A 14,820-nucleotide genomic window follows, 5' to 3' on the forward strand; every position below is an offset into this window, starting at 1 on the left:
AGCGCTAGTCCCCCGACACCTTCATCACCGCTGCACGAACCCCTCTGCAACCTGATGAGCGGGTCTGCCCGCTGCTGGCAGTCACGTGGCCAATCCGTGAAACCACGGATGCATGCGCTCATGATACAGACGTACTATCAGTGGATCGATTTTGGCTTGGCGTCGCTACGGTCATGGCAGAGAACGATGCGCCGGTTTCCTCGGCTCAGCCCGATCCGTTTCCCTTCCTCGATCGCGCTGGTTCTGCCTCCCTTGTCGGCGGCTGCCTGGTCGTTCTGATCACGTTCTTGACCTCCTACAGCCATGTCGATCTCCTCGGGATCCACTTCAGCGTCAATCAGCAAATCGGAATTCCTGTCCTCGTTGCCGCCGTGGCGGCGCTGGTTGGCGAAGACGAAGTCTTCTCCGAATGAGTTGCCTTGTTGCTCAGTGCCGATTCCTCCTCTCAGGCACCACCCGAACCCGCACAAAACCATCACTGCCCAGCCAAGCCGCCCCGCCAGCTGCAGGTGTTCCTCAGCCAGGTCGAGTTGATCGGTCTACACGAATTGAGCGCTGTCTACACGCCTCCAGCCGTGGCCCTCAACATCCGCAACGCCGAAGCCAGCCGCCTCGCCGCTGAGGTGGCATCCCTCGCGGGCGAAACCAAAACCGCCGCCGTGATCCTGGCCCTGAAAGAGCGGTTGCGGCGCCTGCAGCGCCAGAGCCACACCACAGCGAATCGGCAAGCCAGCCTCGTCAACCGGCTCGACCAGATTGCCCTACGTTGTGCTGGGCGGCCGATCAGCGATCGTCGCAGCGCAGAAGAGATCCTCGGCTACGACCCCATGGGCCTGCCCACCTGCTGGTGACCCACTCATCCGCAGTTCTGGCCATCCTGCAGAACGAACCGGAGCGCCACGCCTTCAACGAGGCCATCGCCGCAGCAGAACAGTGCTCTCTCTCCTCGGCTTCCCTTGGATCGTGAACAGGCTGAACTCGATCGCGAGGCCTTCAGTCGTTATGGCCAAGGACGTCATCGGGCTGGCCTGAATTTCGGCGATTGTTTGTCCTACGCCCTGGCCAAGTGGCTCGCTGAACCGTTGCTGCTCAAAGGTGACGACTTCTGCCACACCGATCTTCAGCCCGCCTGCTCAGCGTCATGACACCGGTGGCGGCGACCGGCACCGGCTGTGGCGGAAGCTGCTTCATGCCCCTGATTCCTGCTCTGGCTTTGGCTCCTGCTGCGCCAGCCCTTGCTCCTGGGCTAGTTCGGCCAGGCGCCGGTCCACGGACCACCAGTTCATGGCGGTTGCGCAGATGGCCGCAGGCCAGTTCGCCGATCACCCAGGGATGGATCAGCACCTCGCCCTCCTGCAGGAGCGTGGCGAGGCGGGCAAGTCCATGGCGCAGATGCTCCACCCAGACGGAGGTGTCGACGAGGATCAAGCGGCGCTCCGGCGACGGGGGATCGGCTCGAGCGCCGGTTCACTGCCGCCAAGTGCGGCAAGACGCTTCGCACTTTCGCGCTGCACCAGCGCCCGTAGGGCCTCCTTGAGCAAGCCACTGCGTTCCAGGTGGCCGCACAGCTGCTCGGCTCTGGCCAGCAATTCATCGTCGAGCGTCACTGTGGTGCGCTGAATTCCATCCAAGAGGCTCCGGTCATTTCCAAAAAGGACATCCTCAACCTCGTCTACCTCTGCCGCCACTACGGCCTCAGTGAGGTGGCCGCCTACTGGCAGCAGGTGGTGGCCAACCTCTTTGGCACCGTCAGCGGCAAGGGTCTCGCCATCCTCGGCTTTACCGATGGCCTCCGGCCGGCTGCGTCTACTAGGCCGATACCAACGACACCCCGCGTAGCCGCGGGCTTCTCCGCAGGAGTGGCACCCTCCATCACCATCTGCCGTGATCTGCTCGATGAGGGCATCGCAGGTGGTGCCCGCGCCCGTGTTCCATCAAATCTGCGAGGCGCTCGACCTCCCCTGCGATCCTTCTGCTCTGGAGGGCTGCGGCGGCTGTGCAGGCGGATGGGGTACGGGGAGGGGAGGGGGCGGCAGGCTGGGGTCTGGGCGAATGGCCGTTCAGCCCAGGCCGGTCAACCCGTGTCCGATCCCGTCCCCCCCGACGGCGTGCCAAGCCAGCTCTGAAAATCCAAAGGCGAAAGGATCAAGAGCGACGGGAGAGCCGATTTCACGGCCAGCAGGTCGGCATCGCCGCTCACCAGGAGCGCCACCCCTGCGGTGAGCGCCAGATCCAGGAACACCTGATCATGAGAGTCACGAATCGAAGAGCCACTGGGGAGGATGTCGCCCGGCCAGCTCTCACACCACGGCCAACACGCGAATCAGCTCACGGGCTGTGGGCCCCGCCAGTACGGGCCTGATGGCATCGCCTGTCACGCCTGGCGTGCCCAGCCCACAGCGTCGGCCACATCCGCTTCCGTGATCCCCATCTCCGCAAGGCGCGTGCGCACGGCGATGGCGCCTCCCGGATGAACCGGGGTGAGCACAATTCGGCCGTTCTCACAAGCCGCCTCGTAGTAGTCGGCGACGCCGGCTTGCTCCACCACAGCCTTGGGAAGGGTGAGCTGGTTCTTGCTGGTGCGCTTCGCCAACACCATCACCACCCGCCTCACTTGGTAAGGAATTCTTACTTTTAGTCATGGATCGCTACGATCGGGAGGCGCTGGTGGTCATGCGAGAGCCAGTCACAGGGTGATGGCGGCAGCAGTGTGGTCTGCTCAGGCTGCCAGGGGCGGAAGGACTTGCGCTTGTGCATGCCCCATTCTCTCGCCCAGATCCATTGCAGTCACAAGGATCTGAGCAGCTTCATGGCGGTCTGTGGAGAGGCTGCGGGTGACCTATGCGCGACAGGCTCCTTGTAGCGGTTGGGTTTCGACGCCAAGGCGCTCGTTGAATTCGTGTTTGGAAACGTCGTTGGCCTGATCGCTCTTTTTCCTCCGATGTCCACGTCACCCTCCCCCGCCGCCAGCTCCCTCTCCAGCAGCAATAGGGCGTCTGGCTCATCGCTCCCTCCCTTCCGCTTGTTGTTGCGGATGCTCAACTGGCGGCGCGATCCCGCCGCTGAACAGCGTTCGATACAGGTCGAGAGAGTGCTCGCATTGCTCAACCGGATACACTCCCAGCTCGACATGATCGAGGCCGACTTGCCTTCCAGCTCGACCCCTCCGCCAACAATCGCCGCAAACTCCAGCGACTGTTGGACCTGCTCAATTGCTCTGAGCTGACTGAGCTCTATCGCGGCTGAGGTCATATCACCATCTCCAACAACTGCCGCAGGGCCTGTCGCCAGGGGGTTGGGGACAGGCCGAGGGCCCGGCGGCGGCTGGAGGAGCAATTCAGCAGGGAATAGCTGGGGCGCTGGGCGGGCAGCCCACCTGATCTTCCACCACCCCGAGGGACTGGCCGCTGGCGCCGGGCTCGCGGTGCAGCCGCAGCTGGGTGATGGGCCTGGGGCTGGCTGGAGGCACGGGCGAGGCGATCAAGGCGTGGTGGAGTACTGGTGTAATTAGCTGGTGGTTGTCGGGATCTGGATGCGCCGCCGCCCTGGTGGCGGCTGGGGTTCGATGGCAATGCCCTGCTGGAAGCCGTCGTTGGAACAGTTGTTGGCCTGATTGCTCTGTTTTCTTCCTATGACCACATCAACCTCCCAGAACGAGCTCTCCCGCTCCAGCAGCAATGGGGCGTCTGGCTTATCGCTCTCTCCCTTCCGCTCGTTTTTGCGGATGCTCAACTGGCGGCGTGATCCCGCCGCCGAACAGCGCAGGATGCAGCTCGAGAAAGAGCTCGCGTTGCTGAGCTGGATGCACTCCGAGCTCGACTTGATCGAGGCCGACTTGCCTTCCAGCTCGACCCCTCCGCAGGCAATCGCCGCAAACTCCAGCGACTGCTGAGCCTGTTCAACAGCCCAGAGATGGCTGAGCTCTATCGCGGTTGAGCTCATCCCACCGCCTCCAGCAGGGAATAGCTGGGGCGCTTGGCCAGCTCGCCCACAGCCACGGCCACAGCCTTGGTGGGCCGTAGGCGCCGAGGGGATCACGGCCCTGCTCGGGCCGGTAGGGGCTGCCCTGCTGGCCGTTGAACACGAAATCCGTGCTCACCTGCAGCAACCGCCCGCCCGTCTCCACCAGCGCTTCCGCGAAGGCCCGCGGCGCGCCGCCGTTCACGGCGGTGTAGGCGCCACCATTGAGCACCCAGTCGGGGCGGTGCTCGAGCACAGCAGCCCGGCAGGCGGCGGCATCGGCGAGATCCAGAGCCAGGAGCCCTTGGCCACCGACTCCTTCACCGCTGCGGCTGGTGGCGATCAACTATCAGGATTGCTGTTGTCACGGGCTGACTAGGGTGTGTTGGAAGCTTTTGATCCAAGCGAGGCTGCGGGCGTGAGCGCTTACACCGCTGTTGTGAAGCAGGACGGCGACTGGTGGATCGGCTGGGTGGAAGAGGTGCCGGGCGTGAATGCCCAGGAACGAACCCGTGAACGGCTGGTGGTTGCGCTGAAGGCGGTGCTGCAGGAAGCCCTGGAGATGAACCGCGCCGAAGCCCGTGCTGCTGCAGGCAGCTCCTACGAGGAGCTGGCGCTGGCCCTGTGAAACGCAGGGATCTGCTTCGCCATCTCAGCCAGCACGGCTGCACCCTCTTGCGAGAAGGCGGCAACCACTCTTGGTGGCACCAGCCCGAGCTCAACAGGCGCAGTGCCATCCCCAGGCACACTGAAATCAAGGAGCTTCTCGTGCGCAAGATCTGTTCCGATCTGGGAATCCCCCGGCCTTGAGCCATCTGTCCAACTGATCCCATCGGGGGAGGTCATCACCCGGTTGCCCTTGCCGCTGACCCTGATGGCAACAACCAGCCCAGCTCGCTGCTGATCCGGGTTGGATCAATCGCGTAACGCCGGTCGTGACCAGGGCGATCCGTCACCGGCGTGACCAGGAGGCTGTGGGGGGCACCAGCGGGCAGCAGGTCATCGAGCGCACTGCAGATCGCCTCCACCACCTGCTTGTTGGTGCGCTCGCTGGCTGTTCCATTTGAACCGGATCCGCCCACGCAATAGCTGCGGCCGAGCTGGCCCTGGGTGGCTGCCAGCAACAGGGCGTCAGCGTGGTCGTCCACGTAGAGCCAGTAGCGCACGTTGGCGCCATCGCCATAGAGGGGGATCGGTTCGCCTGCGGCGGCCTTGAGGATCACCACCGGGATCAGCTTCTCGGGGAACTGCCAGGGGCCGTAGTTGTTGGAGCAGTTGGTGAGCACCACCGGCAGGCCGTAGGTGTGGTGCCAGGCGTTCACCAGGTGGTCGCTGGCGACCTTGCTGGCCGAATAGGGGCTGCGCGGGTCGTAGGGGGTGGTTTCCGAGAAGCGGCCCGAGGGGCCCAGGGAGCCGAACACCTCATCGGTGGAGATGTGGTGGAAGCGGAAGCCAGCCTGGCGCTCCTGAGGCAGGCCTTCCCAGTGGGCGCGCACCTCCTGCAGCAGCTGGAAGGTACCGCTCACGTTGCTGCCGATGAAAGCAGCGGGCCCCTCGATGGAGCGGTCGACGTGGCTTTCGGCCGCTAGGTGCAGCACCAGGTCGGGGTCGGCCTGCCGCACCGCCGCTGCCGTGGCCTCGGCGTCAGTGAGGTCCACCCGCAGCAGGGTGTGGCGCTCAGCCGCCTGGGGCAGCGCCTCGATGCTGGTGAGGTCGCTGGCGTAGCCGCACTTGTCGAGGTTGAACACCAGGGCGTCGCTGTCTGTCAGCAAGCGGCGCACCACCCCCCCAGTGTCAGCAGGATCTTCATGGCTGGGCCTCCTTCTCAGAGTTCCGTGATCGCACGGAAGCCAAGCGCAGCCACAAAGGGCAACACTGACCCTCGAGACCAGCAGCACTTGTGGTGTGAAGATCCGCGAGGTGATCAAGCAACTGGAGCTTGCGGGCTGGGTGCTGGTGGCCACAAGGGGGAGCCACAGGCAATTCAAACATCCCCAAAGGCCTGGGCGCGTTACAGTTGCTGGAAAGCCCAGCGACGATCTCGCGCCAGGCACCCTCAAAAGTATTGCCAAGCAATCCGGAGTGCCCCTGCCATGAGCCAATCGTTTGCCGTGGTGATCGAGGAAGCCGATCACAACTTTTCGGCTTACGTTCCTGATCTTCCAGGTTGCGTGGCCACCGGCGCATCTCGCGATGCTGTACTGGCTGAGATTCGAGAAGCCATTGCCTTTCACCTGGAAGGCCTGAGAGCCGATGCCGAGCCCCAGCCGCTCGTGCGCTCAAGTGTGGCCACTGTTCAGGTATAACCGGAACCGCCCTCATCACGCAAATACCTCCCCGGCGGCAACGGCCTCGGCAAAGCTGGGGGCGGCGGCATCCTTCTCAGCCAGCGCAGGGAGCGTTCGCAGCTTTTGCTCCAGAAGCCGCTGGCCTTGTAGAGCACCTCAGCCGTCTCACTCAGGGTGAGGAAGCCATGGCCAAAGCCCACCGGCACCCACAGCTGCTGCTGGTTGGCGGCGCTGAGTTCGGCCCCCACCCACTGGCCAAAGGTGGCTGAGCTGCGGCGCAGGTCCACCGCCACATCAAAGATCGCCCCAGCCGTGCAGCGCACCAGCTTGCCCTGGGGTTCGGGTTCCAGCTGGTGGTGGAGGCCGTGCAGCACGCCGCGGCTGGAGCGGGAGTGGTTGTCCTGCACAAAGGTGGTGGCTGTGCCCACGGCCTGATCAAAGCGGCGCTGGTTCCAGCTCTCGTAGAAGAAGCCGCGATCGTCGCCAAACAGCTGGCGGTGCTGAGCGGCTCAACCTGCATGGGGCGTCTCCAACAGCTGCAGCAGGTAGCTGCCACAACCACTCTTGCGTAGCGGTGTGGCCAGCGCTTCCAGCTGCCCATCGCTGATCCAGCCCTGGCGCCAGGCCACCTCACTCCTCGGCTTCACTTGGATCGTGAACAGGCTGAACTCGATCGCGAGGCCTTCCGTCGTTATGGCCAAGGACGTCATCGGGCTGGGCTGAACTTCGGCGATTGTTTGTCCTACGCCCTGGCCAAGTGGCTCGCTGAACCGTTGCTGTTCAAAGGTGACGGCTTCTGCCACACCGATCTCCAGCCCGCCTGCTCAGCGTCATCACACCGGTGACACCCTCGCCCTGGCACCCCAACACCCTGGCCTGCACACGGCCCTCTCGCTGCTCCAACGCCTTCATCCCCTGCCGGGGGGGCCTCCACCAGCCTCAAGCCCAGCCACGCACGCTCCCGTCACCGCCTGAGCTTCGACTGGTACTCCCTGTCTGGGCAGCTCCGCCCTCTGGCTGGCGCGCCGCTGGTCTCAGGCGGAAGTGGTGGTGCTCGTGCAACGTCCGCTCGACCGTGAGGCCATCGCGCGCCCGATCCTGACGGCCCTGCTGCATCTCGATGCCGACCTCGTGGACATGGCCGCTCAGCTCTCCGGTGAGACGGTGCTGGAGCCAGGGCTGGTGGCTTTCAACGGCGAATGGCAGTTCCCCGCCTCTACCTCAGCAACTTCCGTGATCTGATTCTCAGCAGCCTCGCGGGCCAGCTCGGCGCTCTGATCCATGGCAACGACGGCTGGTTCCACGCGGAGGATCCCCGTGCCATGGTCACCGGCCCCAACACCATCCGCCTCTGGGAAGCCATCGGCTCCGGCGCCATTCCGATCATCCTCTCGGATACATTCCGCCCCCCCGTCCCCCGGCCCCCGCCTGCTCTGGGACGACGCCCTGTTCTTCCTGCCCGACAACGCCCAGGCTGTGTTGGCCATCCCCCAGCTCACCAAGCAGTGCGCCGCCGGCCCCAGCTGCTCGCCGCCTCTGGCAGCGCTAGTCCCCCGACACCTTCATCACCGCTGCACGAACCCCTCTGCAACCTGATGAGCGGGTCTGCCCGCTGCTGGCAGTCACGTGGCCAATCCGTGAAACCACGGATGCATGCGCTCATGATACAGACGCACTATCAGTGGATCGATTTTGGCTTGGCGTCGCTACGGTCATGGCAGAGAACGATGCGCCGGTTTCCTCGGCTCAGCCCGATCCGTTTCCTTTCCTTGATCGCGCTGGTTCTGCCTCCCTTGTCGGCGGCTGCCTGGTCGTTCTGATCACGTTCTTGACCTCCTACAGCCATGTCGATCTCCTCGGGATCCACTTCAACGTCAATCAGCAAATCGGAATTCCTGTCCTCCTTGTCGCCGTGGCGGCGCTGGTTGGCGAAGACGAAGTCTTCTCCGAAGGAGTAGTTAAACTGGCATCCAACGATCGATGCGCAGATCAGGGCGCTCGAGAGCGAGAGGCGAACGTAGCCGAAGGCCGGCGAAGCCGTAGCTGCTCGAGAGAGAGAACAAGCGGCTCGCCGATCTCGAATCCAGGCTCGTAGACGAAGTCTTCTCAGAATGAGTTGCCTTGTTGCTCAGTGCCGATTCCTCCTCTCAGACACCGCCCTCAACCGGTTCCAGCTGAGTGAAGCCTTGGCCGTGTTGATGGAAGAGATCAAGCCGTCTGAATCCTGAGCTTGGCTGAAGTCTGCCGATACGGCAGAGGCGATTGGCAGCGACCCCGATAACCCCCGTAGCATGTTTATGTCTATCGCAGAATGTTGGCGTGGCATCGCTCAGGTCCTGGAGGGCAGCAGCTTGCCCAGCTGGGCCGACACACCGGCGCAATCAGCGGCGGCCAGAGCGCCCAGGCCCCCCAACACCAATCGCTCATCAAGGGTGAACAGCTTGAAGCGCACCAGGCAGGGTTGGGGCAGGCCTGCGGCCTTGAGATCTTCAAGGGGCCAATCGAGGGGCCACGAGGATTGCCGCGCTGATGTGATCATCGCCAGCAGCAGATGGCCACAGCCTCGCTGGAAGCCAGGCTGTGAGAGCACCAACGCCGGCCGCTGCTTCTGGTCCTGCCGATCCGTGAATGGGAACGGCACCCGCACCACCGTGTACCTCTCGAGGGCGCTCACAGATCGCGGAACGCCTCCTCATCCGCCGGGCTGCTCCAATCGCTCAGGCTGCTGTCCAGCCCCTGGAGATAGGCCAGATCCAATGGCGCCACCGCTCGCACCCGCACCGAGCCATCCTCCAGCTCCCAACTGAGCTGGTCGCCCTGTCGCAATCCCAGGGCCTCACGCACGGCCTTCGGCACCGTGACCTGCCCCTTGGCGGTGAGTGTGGCGACGTCCATCGGTGGCCAACCAGTCCCTGGCCTCACCTTAGGCCAGATCCCTCCTTGTCGTAAGGCGTCCTTGCGGGCTTACACCATGGTCGAACAGGCCGAGCGCTTGGGGCCACTCCGTGAAATCACGGATGCATTCACTCCTTGTACTGACGTACTATCAGTGGATCGATCTGGGCTTGCCGTCGCTACGGTCATGGCAGAGAACGAAGCGCCGGTTCCCTAGGCTCAGCCCGATCCGTTTCCTTGCCGATTCCTCCTCTCAGGCACCGCCCGCAACCGGCACCAGTTGAGTTGGGTCCCCGCACAGTCCTCAAGGATGTTTCACGGGAGGCTGAAGATTCAGCTGCAGGGCATCAGCGAAGTCCATGCCTTGACGGTGGACATCCAGAGCCTACCTCACGAGATTGTCCTGCTCAAGATGCAGGTGGCGAATCGCAAGCACCACCGTGATCGGCACAAAACAGGCCGAGCTGGCATCAATCAGAGCAGCGGCCAGTTCGGCCTGGGCGGGATCGTCGTTCACCAGCAGACGCACCAAGACGTTGGTGTCCAGAGCCACAGGCAGGGTCATGGCTTGGCCAACAGCGCCGGATCCATCGCTTCCAGATCCAGTGCCGGGCCCTGAGAGCCCGTGCAACCGATCAAGCTTCTGGCGGAGCTGGTCTTTGCGCGATCCTGCGGAATCAGGCGAAGGCCCGGCTGCCCGATCTGCCCGGCTGTGTGGGCACTGTGCAGCGCGTTGCGGCTAGCGTGGCCAGAGAGCCAGCCAGCAGCGATGACGCTCACCACCAACCCGAGTTCGGGTGTGTTGCCGCTGAACTTCCCTTCAGGGCTGCGCCTCACCCCAGAGCAGTTCGAACTGGTGTGCGCTGAAAATCGGGAGGCGGTGCTTGAGTTAACCGCGGATGGCCGTGTCATCGCGATGCCCCCAACTGGTAGTGAGACCAGTGGACGGAACAGTGAGTTGTTGTTTCAGTTGCAACGATTCGCCAAGGCCAATGGCGCGTGGAAAGTGTTTGAGAGCTCTGGAGGCTTTCGGCTGCCCGACGGATCGGTCGTGAGCCCCGATGCCTCCTTGGTCCGCCTGGAGCGCTGGCAGGCTCTCAGCCCGGATGAGCGTCGACGCTTCGCTCCCCTATGCCCCGTCCTGGTGGTTGAACTGGCCAGCCCCAGCGACGAGGGCCCCCGCGGCGTGACGTTGTTGCGAGCCAAGATGGCTGCTTATCAGCGCAATGGTGCCCGGCTGGGCTGGCTGCTCTTGCCGGAAGAGCGCGCGGTTGAGGTGTGGCATGCGACCGGTGATCCCCAGCGGCTGCACAATCCCACTGTGCTCACGGCTTCGCCTGAACTACCGGGCTTGACCCTCCAACTCGACGAGATCTGGTCTGTTTGACGATGACCTCGCTGGTGGGCTGGCATCCAAGCTCCTGCGTGGCGGCGATCGCCGCGATCTGTTCATCGGCAAAGGCCGGACTCCTGAGTTCGATGCCCAGCGCCTCGATCAACACGCTGTGGTGGCGGATGGCAAAACGCTCCAGATCCCGCAGGCTCTGGCAACGGCTCAGGATTCCCAGCACCGCCACCAGCAGCAGAGACCAGGCCGGAATGCGGATCCCACGCCACATCCGCGCGTCCGGAATCGCCTTGAGAAAGCTGATCAGGTCGAGATCGATTGCGGGAAGAGCGATTGCAGGAAGAGCGGTTTCGGGCACAGCAAGGGCGCGATTCCGCCGACCTCAACCCATTCTTGCAGCCCAGGCCAGAAAGCTTGTGACACACTTTGAATCAGTCCTGGCTCCTGAGGGGCTCTGCTGAATCCGGTGGCTGCCGCAAAACGGACTAGGATCGATCTGCAGATGGTATGACGGCCTTGCGATGGATGTCACAACCGTATCCCCCAAGTTCCAGGTCGTGATTCCCAAGCGGGTCCGCGAACAGTTCGGCCTCAGGGCTGGGCAGACCCTTCAGGTGATCGCCTTGCCGGGGCGCATCGAGCTTGTGCCCAGCCAGTCTCCAGAGGCTCTGCGCGGTTTTCTGCAGGGCAAGAACACCTTCCAGCGCGAGGGTGATCGCCTGTGACGCACACGCGGGTGGTGGTGGATTCCTCGGGCTGGATCGAGGTGTTCACCAATGGTGTTCAGGCCGAGCGCTTCCTGGCCCTGATGGCAGACGAAAGCTCCCTTGTGGTGCCCGCGATCAGCATCTTTGAGGTGTTCAAGTGGGTCCTGCGCGAACACGGGGAGGCTCAGGCCATTCAGGCGGCCGCCGTGATGCAGCGCGGCCAGGTGGTGGATCTCGACAGCCGGCTTGCGCTGGCGGCGGCCCAGCTCAGTCATGCCCTGCAACTGCCAATGGCAGACAGCATCATCCTGGCCACGGCCAGGGATCGCCAGGCCAGGCTGCACACCATGGACAGCGATTTTCGCGGCATCGCCGACGTGGAGTGGATCGATTTGATCACCTGATCAGAGCAGCACTGACCTGATCTGTTTCTCTGCTGACGCACTGGCTGCAGTTGCGGCAATCAGCAGATTGGCGCCGTGGTGGCCGATGCTGGCCGAAAGCAGTCCCCAGCGGGGAGCCACGCTCTGATCCAGCCAGCCAGCCAGTTGCGCCGCATGGGTCGGTGATCAGGGCGGCTTGGGTAGCCCCAACCGTGAGCAGGAGCAAGTACCGTCTAGTCAGATGACTGGTTATCCGGGGAGGAGCAGGGATGGCGATCTGGCCGGTGCAGCACGCCAAGGCACGGTTCAGTGAGCTCCTCGATGCCTGCGTGCGGGAGGGGCCCCAGGTGGTGTCTCGCCGTGGGGCGGAAACCGCCGTGCTCGTGCCGATTGAGGAGTGGCGCCGCCTTGAGGCTGCGGCCCGCCCTTCCCTCAAAGAGCTCTTGCTGGCCCCCTCGGCCCGCAGCGAAGCCTTGGTGCCGCCCCGGGGGAAGGCCCGGCGGCGTGAGCTGATCAGCCTCTAGGTGCTGCGGTGTATCTCCTCGACACCAACGTGGTTTCAGAGTTGCGCAAACCACGCCCCCATGGCGCGGTATTGGCCTGGCTCGATGGCGTCGACGACGCCAACCTGCATCTGGCCACGGTGACCCTGGGCGAAATCCAGGCAGGTATTGAGCTCACCCGTGAGCAAGACCCAGGCAAAGCCAGCGAGCTCGAAGCCTGGCTGGATCTGGTGAGCCTCAGCTACAACGTTTTGCCGATGGATGGATCAGCCTTTCGCTGCTGGGCCCGGCTGATGCATCGCCAATCCAACACCCTCTATGAAGACGCGATGATCGCCGCCATCGCCAAGGTGAACCACCTCACCGTGGTGACCCGCAATGGGGCGGACTTCAAAACGTTTGAGGTGCCACTACTCAATCCCTTCGAAACAGGTCGCTGAAGCTATCGAGCGGACCCTGTCAGCCACCCCGCCGTTCCCACAACAAGAACGGCTCGAAGCTCACACTGATCCCGAATTCCTCGGCGAACTCCAGCACCCGGCACCAGGCCCGGTTCTCACGAACGATGCCCCGCAGGATCAGCGGCGCATCCCCCCGCTGCAGGCCCATTTCGAACAGCGGCCAGCCCACCGAGGGCTGCACCTGGTCGTCCTGAAACGTGGGCGCCACATCTAGGCTGCCGATCAGGATCCGCCGGCCGCGGGCCTGCATCGTGCTGGCGTGGCGGAACTCCAGCCGGCTTGTGGCGGTCGCCTCCGGTTCGCTCAGATACCGGCGGATGCGCTGGCGCAGTTCATCACCGCCGGTGGGTGGGCCGTTCCTGCTGAGCTGCATGAAGTCCCAGCGCTCGCCGCTGCCGCCCCAGACCAATCCTGCCTTTGCCCACCGGGTGTTCGGCACCGAGACGGCCGCCGCCTACCTCGCCATCCATGGCTCCCGCGATGTGCAGGACGCCTTCGCTGCCGCACTCAGCCCCGTGCTCCAGGCGGATCTGTTCTGTCTCGCCTACCTCTTCCATCACGGTGGCATCTACGCCGATGCCGACGACCGCTGCCGCAATTCACCTGGTTCCTCACCGCCCCCGGGATTGCGTGTGCTTACCCAGCACCAACTCAGCCGCCGCATCAGCTTCCACCTCCAGACGCCAGTGAAGGTGAGCGAAGGCAGCTGGAGCGCACCCCGCGGGCAGGCCGGTCACCAGCGGCTGATGCGGCGGCGGCGGCGATGAAGATCAGCCCCACACCCTCATCAGTGACACCCTCACGTGGACCCCAGAATCTGAACCAGTACGTATGAGAGCATCCCTACCGGCCAGACTTGGTCAGGAGAAGCTCCTCAATCAGGGCCAGACCGTCGCTGACGTCTGCCGGACCCTGGAGGTCTCCGCACCCGTTTAACACCGTTGGCAGCAGCTGTATGGAGGGATGAAGTCGACAGAGACATGCCCGGACTGCGTGGCCGCCCAACCGCCGCGCCAGCAGGGGCCGGTTCACCTCGCGACCACTCAGCTCCCAGGTCATCGATTGCAGGAGTCTCAACGTCTTGAGCACAGCCCAGGCTTCCGGTTTGTCCAGTGACAGCAGATTGGCCTGAAATTCGGGATTGTTCAGATCAAGCTGAATCACCGTTTGCCCAGGTGGCGCTCCAAGGCCTCGAGATCCGCCTCCACGGGGGAGGCTGTGATGGCCTTCAGGGCGCGATCGAGGCGTGCAGAAGCCGCCGGCTGATGCAGCCAGAGTTCGGAATCCGGGATGGTCTGGGCGGTCTTGATCACCCACACCCCTGGCTCGCTGCTGTCGATCAGAACGGTGCGCCCGGCAAACTCCTTGCCCAGGGAGATCTGCCCGCTTGCTCCCACTTGCTTGGCGACCGGTCGAGGGGTGTTCATGCGTGCACTGGTTTCATGCGCTCAGTTAATGGGTGCGGTGGTGTGTCGCCTCAGATGCCAGCCTCCGGGCTCCATGGGTCCAGGGTCTGAACCCCAGTGGGCGTGAAGTGGCGCAGGTTGCGCGTCACGACCGTGAGGCCGCGCTCCAGCGCCGTGGCAGCAATCAGCAGATCGGCTCCGTCATGGCCGAGCTCGGCCGAGAGTTGTCCCCAGCGACGCGCCACCCCCACATCCACCGGCAGCAGCCGATCGCCATAGAGCCGCAGCAGCTGATCCAGCCATCCGGCCAACTGCTGCGCAAATCTGGAATCGGTCGTGCGCTTGCGGGCAATGCCGCGTTCGATTTCGCCGATGCTCACCACACTCAGAAAACAATCCTCCTGCCGCTGGCTGCCGATCCAGGCCACCACGCCTGGGTCTCTTTGGCGCCTTCGCAGCTCGGAGAGCACCACGGTGTCAATCAGGAACACGGGAAATCCCGCGCCGCCAGGGGCAGACGCTCAAAGGACTCGTCGTCCTGCGGCATCTGCAGGAGCAGCTCCGCCAGTGATGGGGCGTTGGCCTGGTCGAGGCGCCGCAGCCGCTCGTACTCCTCGGCCGAGAGCACCACACTCACCCACGTGCCGCGCCGCGTCACCTTCTGCGGTTCCCCCCGGGCGGCCGCATCCACCACTGCACTGAAGCGATTCTTGGCGTCCTGCAGCGTCCACACCGCGTCCATGACAAGGCTAGCTGATCTGGCTAGCTTAGTAACCTCTGCTGCAGGCCCGGCCGTGAGTGTCACGGATCGCATCCTCTCGGCGCTCACCACCGTCAGTGAGGGTCTCGCTCAGGACGGGCAGGAGAAA

At 64.0% G+C, this 14,820-nt stretch carries 29 protein-coding genes and 4 pseudogenes; 15 read left to right on the plus strand and 18 right to left on the minus strand.

The window, feature by feature from the left end; all coding sequences use genetic code 11:
* Positions 1-173 precede the first annotated feature (173 nt).
* Together I1E95_RS14845 and I1E95_RS14850 are read left to right on the plus strand one after the other, a co-directional pair.
* The gene (locus I1E95_RS14845; protein ID WP_197163529.1) at positions 174-413 is read left to right on the plus strand and encodes a hypothetical protein; all 240 of its coding nucleotides are present in this window, start codon (positions 174-176) and stop codon (positions 411-413) included.
* A gap of 135 nt (positions 414-548) precedes the next feature.
* A complete protein-coding gene (locus I1E95_RS14850) occupies positions 549-851 on the plus strand; it encodes a type II toxin-antitoxin system VapB family antitoxin (RefSeq protein WP_231594675.1) in 303 nt (100 codons plus the stop codon).
* A gap of 573 nt (positions 852-1,424) precedes the next feature.
* Here the strand turns inward: I1E95_RS14850 and I1E95_RS14855 are convergent.
* Positions 1,425-1,631, minus strand: coding sequence for a type II toxin-antitoxin system VapB family antitoxin (locus tag I1E95_RS14855; RefSeq protein WP_231594676.1), 207 nt, complete (start codon positions 1,629-1,631; stop codon positions 1,425-1,427).
* Between the two features lie 18 nt (positions 1,632-1,649).
* Between I1E95_RS14855 and I1E95_RS16990 the strand changes: the two are divergent.
* Positions 1,650-1,904 (plus strand): annotated as a pseudogene (locus I1E95_RS16990) (hypothetical protein); the annotation flags it as partial.
* A gap of 170 nt (positions 1,905-2,074) precedes the next feature.
* On the opposite strand, the gene I1E95_RS14860 reads toward I1E95_RS16990, so the two are convergent.
* The 6 genes and pseudogenes from I1E95_RS14860 to I1E95_RS14880 form a co-directional block, all read right to left on the minus strand.
* Positions 2,075-2,242: a hypothetical protein gene (locus I1E95_RS14860; protein WP_197163530.1), complete on the minus strand. Its 168-nt coding sequence runs from the start codon at positions 2,240-2,242 to the stop codon at positions 2,075-2,077.
* A gap of 132 nt (positions 2,243-2,374) precedes the next feature.
* Positions 2,375-2,599, minus strand: coding sequence for an AbrB/MazE/SpoVT family DNA-binding domain-containing protein (locus I1E95_RS14865; RefSeq protein WP_231594677.1), 225 nt, complete (start codon positions 2,597-2,599; stop codon positions 2,375-2,377).
* Between the two features lie 188 nt (positions 2,600-2,787).
* The gene (locus tag I1E95_RS14870; protein WP_197163531.1) at positions 2,788-3,252 is read right to left on the minus strand and encodes a hypothetical protein; all 465 of its coding nucleotides are present in this window, start codon (positions 3,250-3,252) and stop codon (positions 2,788-2,790) included.
* Between the two features lie 85 nt (positions 3,253-3,337).
* A complete protein-coding gene (locus tag I1E95_RS16995; RefSeq protein WP_231594678.1) occupies positions 3,338-3,469 on the minus strand; it encodes an NAD(P)-dependent oxidoreductase in 132 nt (43 codons plus the stop codon).
* 38 nt (positions 3,470-3,507) lie between these two features.
* Positions 3,508-3,942: a hypothetical protein gene (locus tag I1E95_RS14875; protein WP_197163532.1), complete on the minus strand. Its 435-nt coding sequence runs from the start codon at positions 3,940-3,942 to the stop codon at positions 3,508-3,510.
* A gap of 73 nt (positions 3,943-4,015) precedes the next feature.
* Positions 4,016-4,306, minus strand: a pseudogene (locus I1E95_RS14880) (sugar nucleotide-binding protein); the annotation flags it as partial.
* Positions 4,307-4,378: 72 nt separating this feature from the next.
* Between I1E95_RS14880 and I1E95_RS14885 the strand changes: the two are divergent.
* Both I1E95_RS14885 and I1E95_RS14890 read left to right on the plus strand, forming a co-directional pair.
* Positions 4,379-4,588 (plus strand): type II toxin-antitoxin system HicB family antitoxin, encoded by a 210-nt coding sequence (locus tag I1E95_RS14885; protein ID WP_197163534.1) that lies wholly within the window; start codon positions 4,379-4,381, stop codon positions 4,586-4,588.
* A complete protein-coding gene (locus I1E95_RS14890) occupies positions 4,585-4,770 on the plus strand; it encodes a type II toxin-antitoxin system HicA family toxin (protein WP_197163536.1) in 186 nt (61 codons plus the stop codon). The genes I1E95_RS14885 and I1E95_RS14890 overlap by 4 nt, the downstream gene beginning before the upstream one ends.
* 74 nt (positions 4,771-4,844) lie before the next feature.
* Here the strand turns inward: I1E95_RS14890 and I1E95_RS14895 are convergent.
* Positions 4,845-5,789 (minus strand): annotated as a pseudogene (locus I1E95_RS14895) (dTDP-glucose 4,6-dehydratase); the annotation flags it as partial.
* 127 nt (positions 5,790-5,916) lie between these two features.
* Between I1E95_RS14895 and I1E95_RS14900 the strand changes: the two are divergent.
* Both I1E95_RS14900 and I1E95_RS14905 read left to right on the plus strand, forming a co-directional pair.
* Positions 5,917-6,057 (plus strand): type II toxin-antitoxin system HicA family toxin, encoded by a 141-nt coding sequence (locus I1E95_RS14900; protein WP_231595001.1) that lies wholly within the window; start codon positions 5,917-5,919, stop codon positions 6,055-6,057.
* Positions 6,054-6,266: a type II toxin-antitoxin system HicB family antitoxin gene (locus tag I1E95_RS14905; protein ID WP_197163540.1), complete on the plus strand. Its 213-nt coding sequence runs from the start codon at positions 6,054-6,056 to the stop codon at positions 6,264-6,266. The genes I1E95_RS14900 and I1E95_RS14905 overlap by 4 nt, the downstream gene beginning before the upstream one ends.
* Here the strand turns inward: I1E95_RS14905 and rfbC are convergent.
* Both rfbC and I1E95_RS14915 read right to left on the minus strand, forming a co-directional pair.
* Positions 6,257-6,739 carry a dTDP-4-dehydrorhamnose 3,5-epimerase gene (gene rfbC, locus I1E95_RS14910; protein WP_370594596.1) on the minus strand — a complete coding sequence of 161 codons (483 nt, stop codon included), beginning with the start codon at positions 6,737-6,739 and terminating at the stop codon, positions 6,257-6,259. The two genes, I1E95_RS14905 and rfbC, sit on opposite strands and share 10 nt — an antisense overlap.
* An 18-nt stretch (positions 6,740-6,757) precedes the next feature.
* A pseudogene (locus tag I1E95_RS14915) lies at positions 6,758-6,880 on the minus strand (glucose-1-phosphate thymidylyltransferase); the annotation flags it as partial.
* A gap of 418 nt (positions 6,881-7,298) precedes the next feature.
* On the opposite strand from I1E95_RS14915, the gene I1E95_RS14920 reads away from it, so the two are divergent.
* Both I1E95_RS14920 and I1E95_RS17005 read left to right on the plus strand, forming a co-directional pair.
* Positions 7,299-7,490: a hypothetical protein gene (locus tag I1E95_RS14920; protein ID WP_197163542.1), complete on the plus strand. Its 192-nt coding sequence runs from the start codon at positions 7,299-7,301 to the stop codon at positions 7,488-7,490.
* A 472-nt stretch (positions 7,491-7,962) separates the two neighbouring features.
* The gene (locus I1E95_RS17005; protein ID WP_231594679.1) at positions 7,963-8,343 is read left to right on the plus strand and encodes a hypothetical protein; all 381 of its coding nucleotides are present in this window, start codon (positions 7,963-7,965) and stop codon (positions 8,341-8,343) included.
* 234 nt (positions 8,344-8,577) lie between these two features.
* Here I1E95_RS17005 and I1E95_RS14930 read toward each other — a convergent pair whose 3' ends face one another.
* The 3 genes from I1E95_RS14930 to I1E95_RS14940 all read right to left on the minus strand — a co-directional run bounded on the left by I1E95_RS14930 (position 8,578) and on the right by I1E95_RS14940 (position 9,708).
* The gene (locus tag I1E95_RS14930) at positions 8,578-8,922 is read right to left on the minus strand and encodes a type II toxin-antitoxin system PemK/MazF family toxin (protein ID WP_197163553.1); all 345 of its coding nucleotides are present in this window, start codon (positions 8,920-8,922) and stop codon (positions 8,578-8,580) included.
* Positions 8,919-9,143 (minus strand): AbrB/MazE/SpoVT family DNA-binding domain-containing protein, encoded by a 225-nt coding sequence (locus I1E95_RS14935; protein ID WP_197163555.1) that lies wholly within the window; start codon positions 9,141-9,143, stop codon positions 8,919-8,921. Before I1E95_RS14935 ends, I1E95_RS14930 begins: the two co-directional genes overlap by 4 nt.
* Before the next feature lie 385 nt (positions 9,144-9,528).
* Positions 9,529-9,708 carry a hypothetical protein gene (locus I1E95_RS14940; RefSeq protein ID WP_197163557.1) on the minus strand — a complete coding sequence of 60 codons (180 nt, stop codon included), beginning with the start codon at positions 9,706-9,708 and terminating at the stop codon, positions 9,529-9,531.
* A 204-nt stretch (positions 9,709-9,912) separates the two neighbouring features.
* Between I1E95_RS14940 and I1E95_RS14945 the strand changes: the two genes are divergently transcribed.
* Positions 9,913-10,530, plus strand: a complete 618-nt coding sequence (locus tag I1E95_RS14945; RefSeq protein ID WP_197163559.1) for a Uma2 family endonuclease — start codon at positions 9,913-9,915, stop codon at positions 10,528-10,530.
* On the opposite strand, the gene I1E95_RS14950 is transcribed toward I1E95_RS14945, so the two are convergent.
* The gene (locus tag I1E95_RS14950; protein WP_197163561.1) at positions 10,469-10,849 is read right to left on the minus strand and encodes a transposase family protein; all 381 of its coding nucleotides are present in this window, start codon (positions 10,847-10,849) and stop codon (positions 10,469-10,471) included. The two genes, I1E95_RS14945 and I1E95_RS14950, sit on opposite strands and share 62 nt — an antisense overlap.
* A gap of 163 nt (positions 10,850-11,012) precedes the next feature.
* Between I1E95_RS14950 and I1E95_RS14955 the strand changes: the two genes are divergently transcribed.
* The 4 genes from I1E95_RS14955 (at position 11,013) to I1E95_RS14970 (ending at position 12,524) form a co-directional block, all read left to right on the plus strand.
* Entirely contained in the window at positions 11,013-11,216 is a 204-nt protein-coding gene (locus tag I1E95_RS14955) for an AbrB/MazE/SpoVT family DNA-binding domain-containing protein (RefSeq protein WP_197163563.1), read from the plus strand.
* Complete coding sequence (locus I1E95_RS14960; RefSeq protein ID WP_197163565.1) at positions 11,213-11,602, plus strand: type II toxin-antitoxin system VapC family toxin; 390 nt, start codon at positions 11,213-11,215, stop codon at positions 11,600-11,602. The genes I1E95_RS14955 and I1E95_RS14960 overlap by 4 nt, the downstream gene beginning before the upstream one ends.
* Positions 11,603-11,850: 248 nt before the next feature.
* Positions 11,851-12,105, plus strand: coding sequence for a type II toxin-antitoxin system Phd/YefM family antitoxin (locus I1E95_RS14965; RefSeq protein ID WP_197163567.1), 255 nt, complete (start codon positions 11,851-11,853; stop codon positions 12,103-12,105).
* Positions 12,106-12,146: 41 nt separating this feature from the next.
* Positions 12,147-12,524, plus strand: a complete 378-nt coding sequence (locus I1E95_RS14970) for a type II toxin-antitoxin system VapC family toxin (protein WP_231594680.1) — start codon at positions 12,147-12,149, stop codon at positions 12,522-12,524.
* A 19-nt stretch (positions 12,525-12,543) separates the two neighbouring features.
* Here I1E95_RS14970 and I1E95_RS14975 read toward each other — a convergent pair whose 3' ends face one another.
* The gene (locus I1E95_RS14975) at positions 12,544-12,918 is read right to left on the minus strand and encodes a hypothetical protein (RefSeq protein WP_370594557.1); all 375 of its coding nucleotides are present in this window, start codon (positions 12,916-12,918) and stop codon (positions 12,544-12,546) included.
* On the opposite strand from I1E95_RS14975, the gene I1E95_RS14980 reads away from it, so the two are divergent.
* Entirely contained in the window at positions 12,917-13,312 is a 396-nt protein-coding gene (locus tag I1E95_RS14980; RefSeq protein WP_197163571.1) for a glycosyltransferase, read from the plus strand. The two genes, I1E95_RS14975 and I1E95_RS14980, sit on opposite strands and share 2 nt — an antisense overlap.
* A 393-nt stretch (positions 13,313-13,705) precedes the next feature.
* On the opposite strand, the gene I1E95_RS14990 is transcribed toward I1E95_RS14980, so the two are convergent.
* The 3 genes from I1E95_RS14990 to I1E95_RS15000 all read right to left on the minus strand — a co-directional run bounded on the left by I1E95_RS14990 (position 13,706) and on the right by I1E95_RS15000 (position 14,693).
* On the minus strand, positions 13,706-13,942 hold the full coding sequence (locus I1E95_RS14990) for a hypothetical protein (RefSeq protein ID WP_197163574.1): 237 nt from the start codon (positions 13,940-13,942) through the stop codon (positions 13,706-13,708).
* Between the two features lie 80 nt (positions 13,943-14,022).
* Entirely contained in the window at positions 14,023-14,442 is a 420-nt protein-coding gene (locus I1E95_RS14995) for a type II toxin-antitoxin system VapC family toxin (protein WP_197163576.1), read from the minus strand.
* Positions 14,433-14,693, minus strand: a complete 261-nt coding sequence (locus I1E95_RS15000; protein WP_197163578.1) for a type II toxin-antitoxin system Phd/YefM family antitoxin — start codon at positions 14,691-14,693, stop codon at positions 14,433-14,435. Before I1E95_RS15000 ends, I1E95_RS14995 begins: the two co-directional genes overlap by 10 nt.
* Positions 14,694-14,820: the final 127 nt, after the last annotated feature.

Origin of the sequence: Synechococcus sp. CBW1107 (genome assembly GCF_015841355.1) — a bacterium.
In the GTDB taxonomy this organism is placed as follows: domain Bacteria; phylum Cyanobacteriota; class Cyanobacteriia; order PCC-6307; family Cyanobiaceae; genus Regnicoccus_A.

Coding starts and splice junctions, on each gene's coding strand:
- I1E95_RS14955 (WP_197163563.1), top strand. CDS start 11,013: ATGGATGTCACAACCGTATCCCCCAAGTTCCAGGTCGTGATTCCCAAG.
- I1E95_RS14845 (WP_197163529.1), top strand. CDS start 174: ATGGCAGAGAACGATGCGCCGGTTTCCTCGGCTCAGCCCGATCCGTTT.
- I1E95_RS14975 (WP_370594557.1), bottom strand. CDS start 12,918: ATGCAGCTCAGCAGGAACGGCCCACCCACCGGCGGTGATGAACTGCGC.
- I1E95_RS14875 (WP_197163532.1), bottom strand. CDS start 3,942: ATGAGCTCAACCGCGATAGAGCTCAGCCATCTCTGGGCTGTTGAACAG.
- I1E95_RS14940 (WP_197163557.1), bottom strand. CDS start 9,708: ATGACCCTGCCTGTGGCTCTGGACACCAACGTCTTGGTGCGTCTGCTG.
- I1E95_RS14870 (WP_197163531.1), bottom strand. CDS start 3,252: ATGACCTCAGCCGCGATAGAGCTCAGTCAGCTCAGAGCAATTGAGCAG.
- I1E95_RS14865 (WP_231594677.1), bottom strand. CDS start 2,599: ATGGTGTTGGCGAAGCGCACCAGCAAGAACCAGCTCACCCTTCCCAAG.
- I1E95_RS14935 (WP_197163555.1), bottom strand. CDS start 9,143: ATGGACGTCGCCACACTCACCGCCAAGGGGCAGGTCACGGTGCCGAAG.
- I1E95_RS14965 (WP_197163567.1), top strand. CDS start 11,851: ATGGCGATCTGGCCGGTGCAGCACGCCAAGGCACGGTTCAGTGAGCTC.
- I1E95_RS14980 (WP_197163571.1), top strand. CDS start 12,917: ATGAAGTCCCAGCGCTCGCCGCTGCCGCCCCAGACCAATCCTGCCTTT.
- I1E95_RS14945 (WP_197163559.1), top strand. CDS start 9,913: ATGACGCTCACCACCAACCCGAGTTCGGGTGTGTTGCCGCTGAACTTC.
- I1E95_RS14905 (WP_197163540.1), top strand. CDS start 6,054: ATGAGCCAATCGTTTGCCGTGGTGATCGAGGAAGCCGATCACAACTTT.
- I1E95_RS17005 (WP_231594679.1), top strand. CDS start 7,963: ATGGCAGAGAACGATGCGCCGGTTTCCTCGGCTCAGCCCGATCCGTTT.
- I1E95_RS15000 (WP_197163578.1), bottom strand. CDS start 14,693: ATGGACGCGGTGTGGACGCTGCAGGACGCCAAGAATCGCTTCAGTGCA.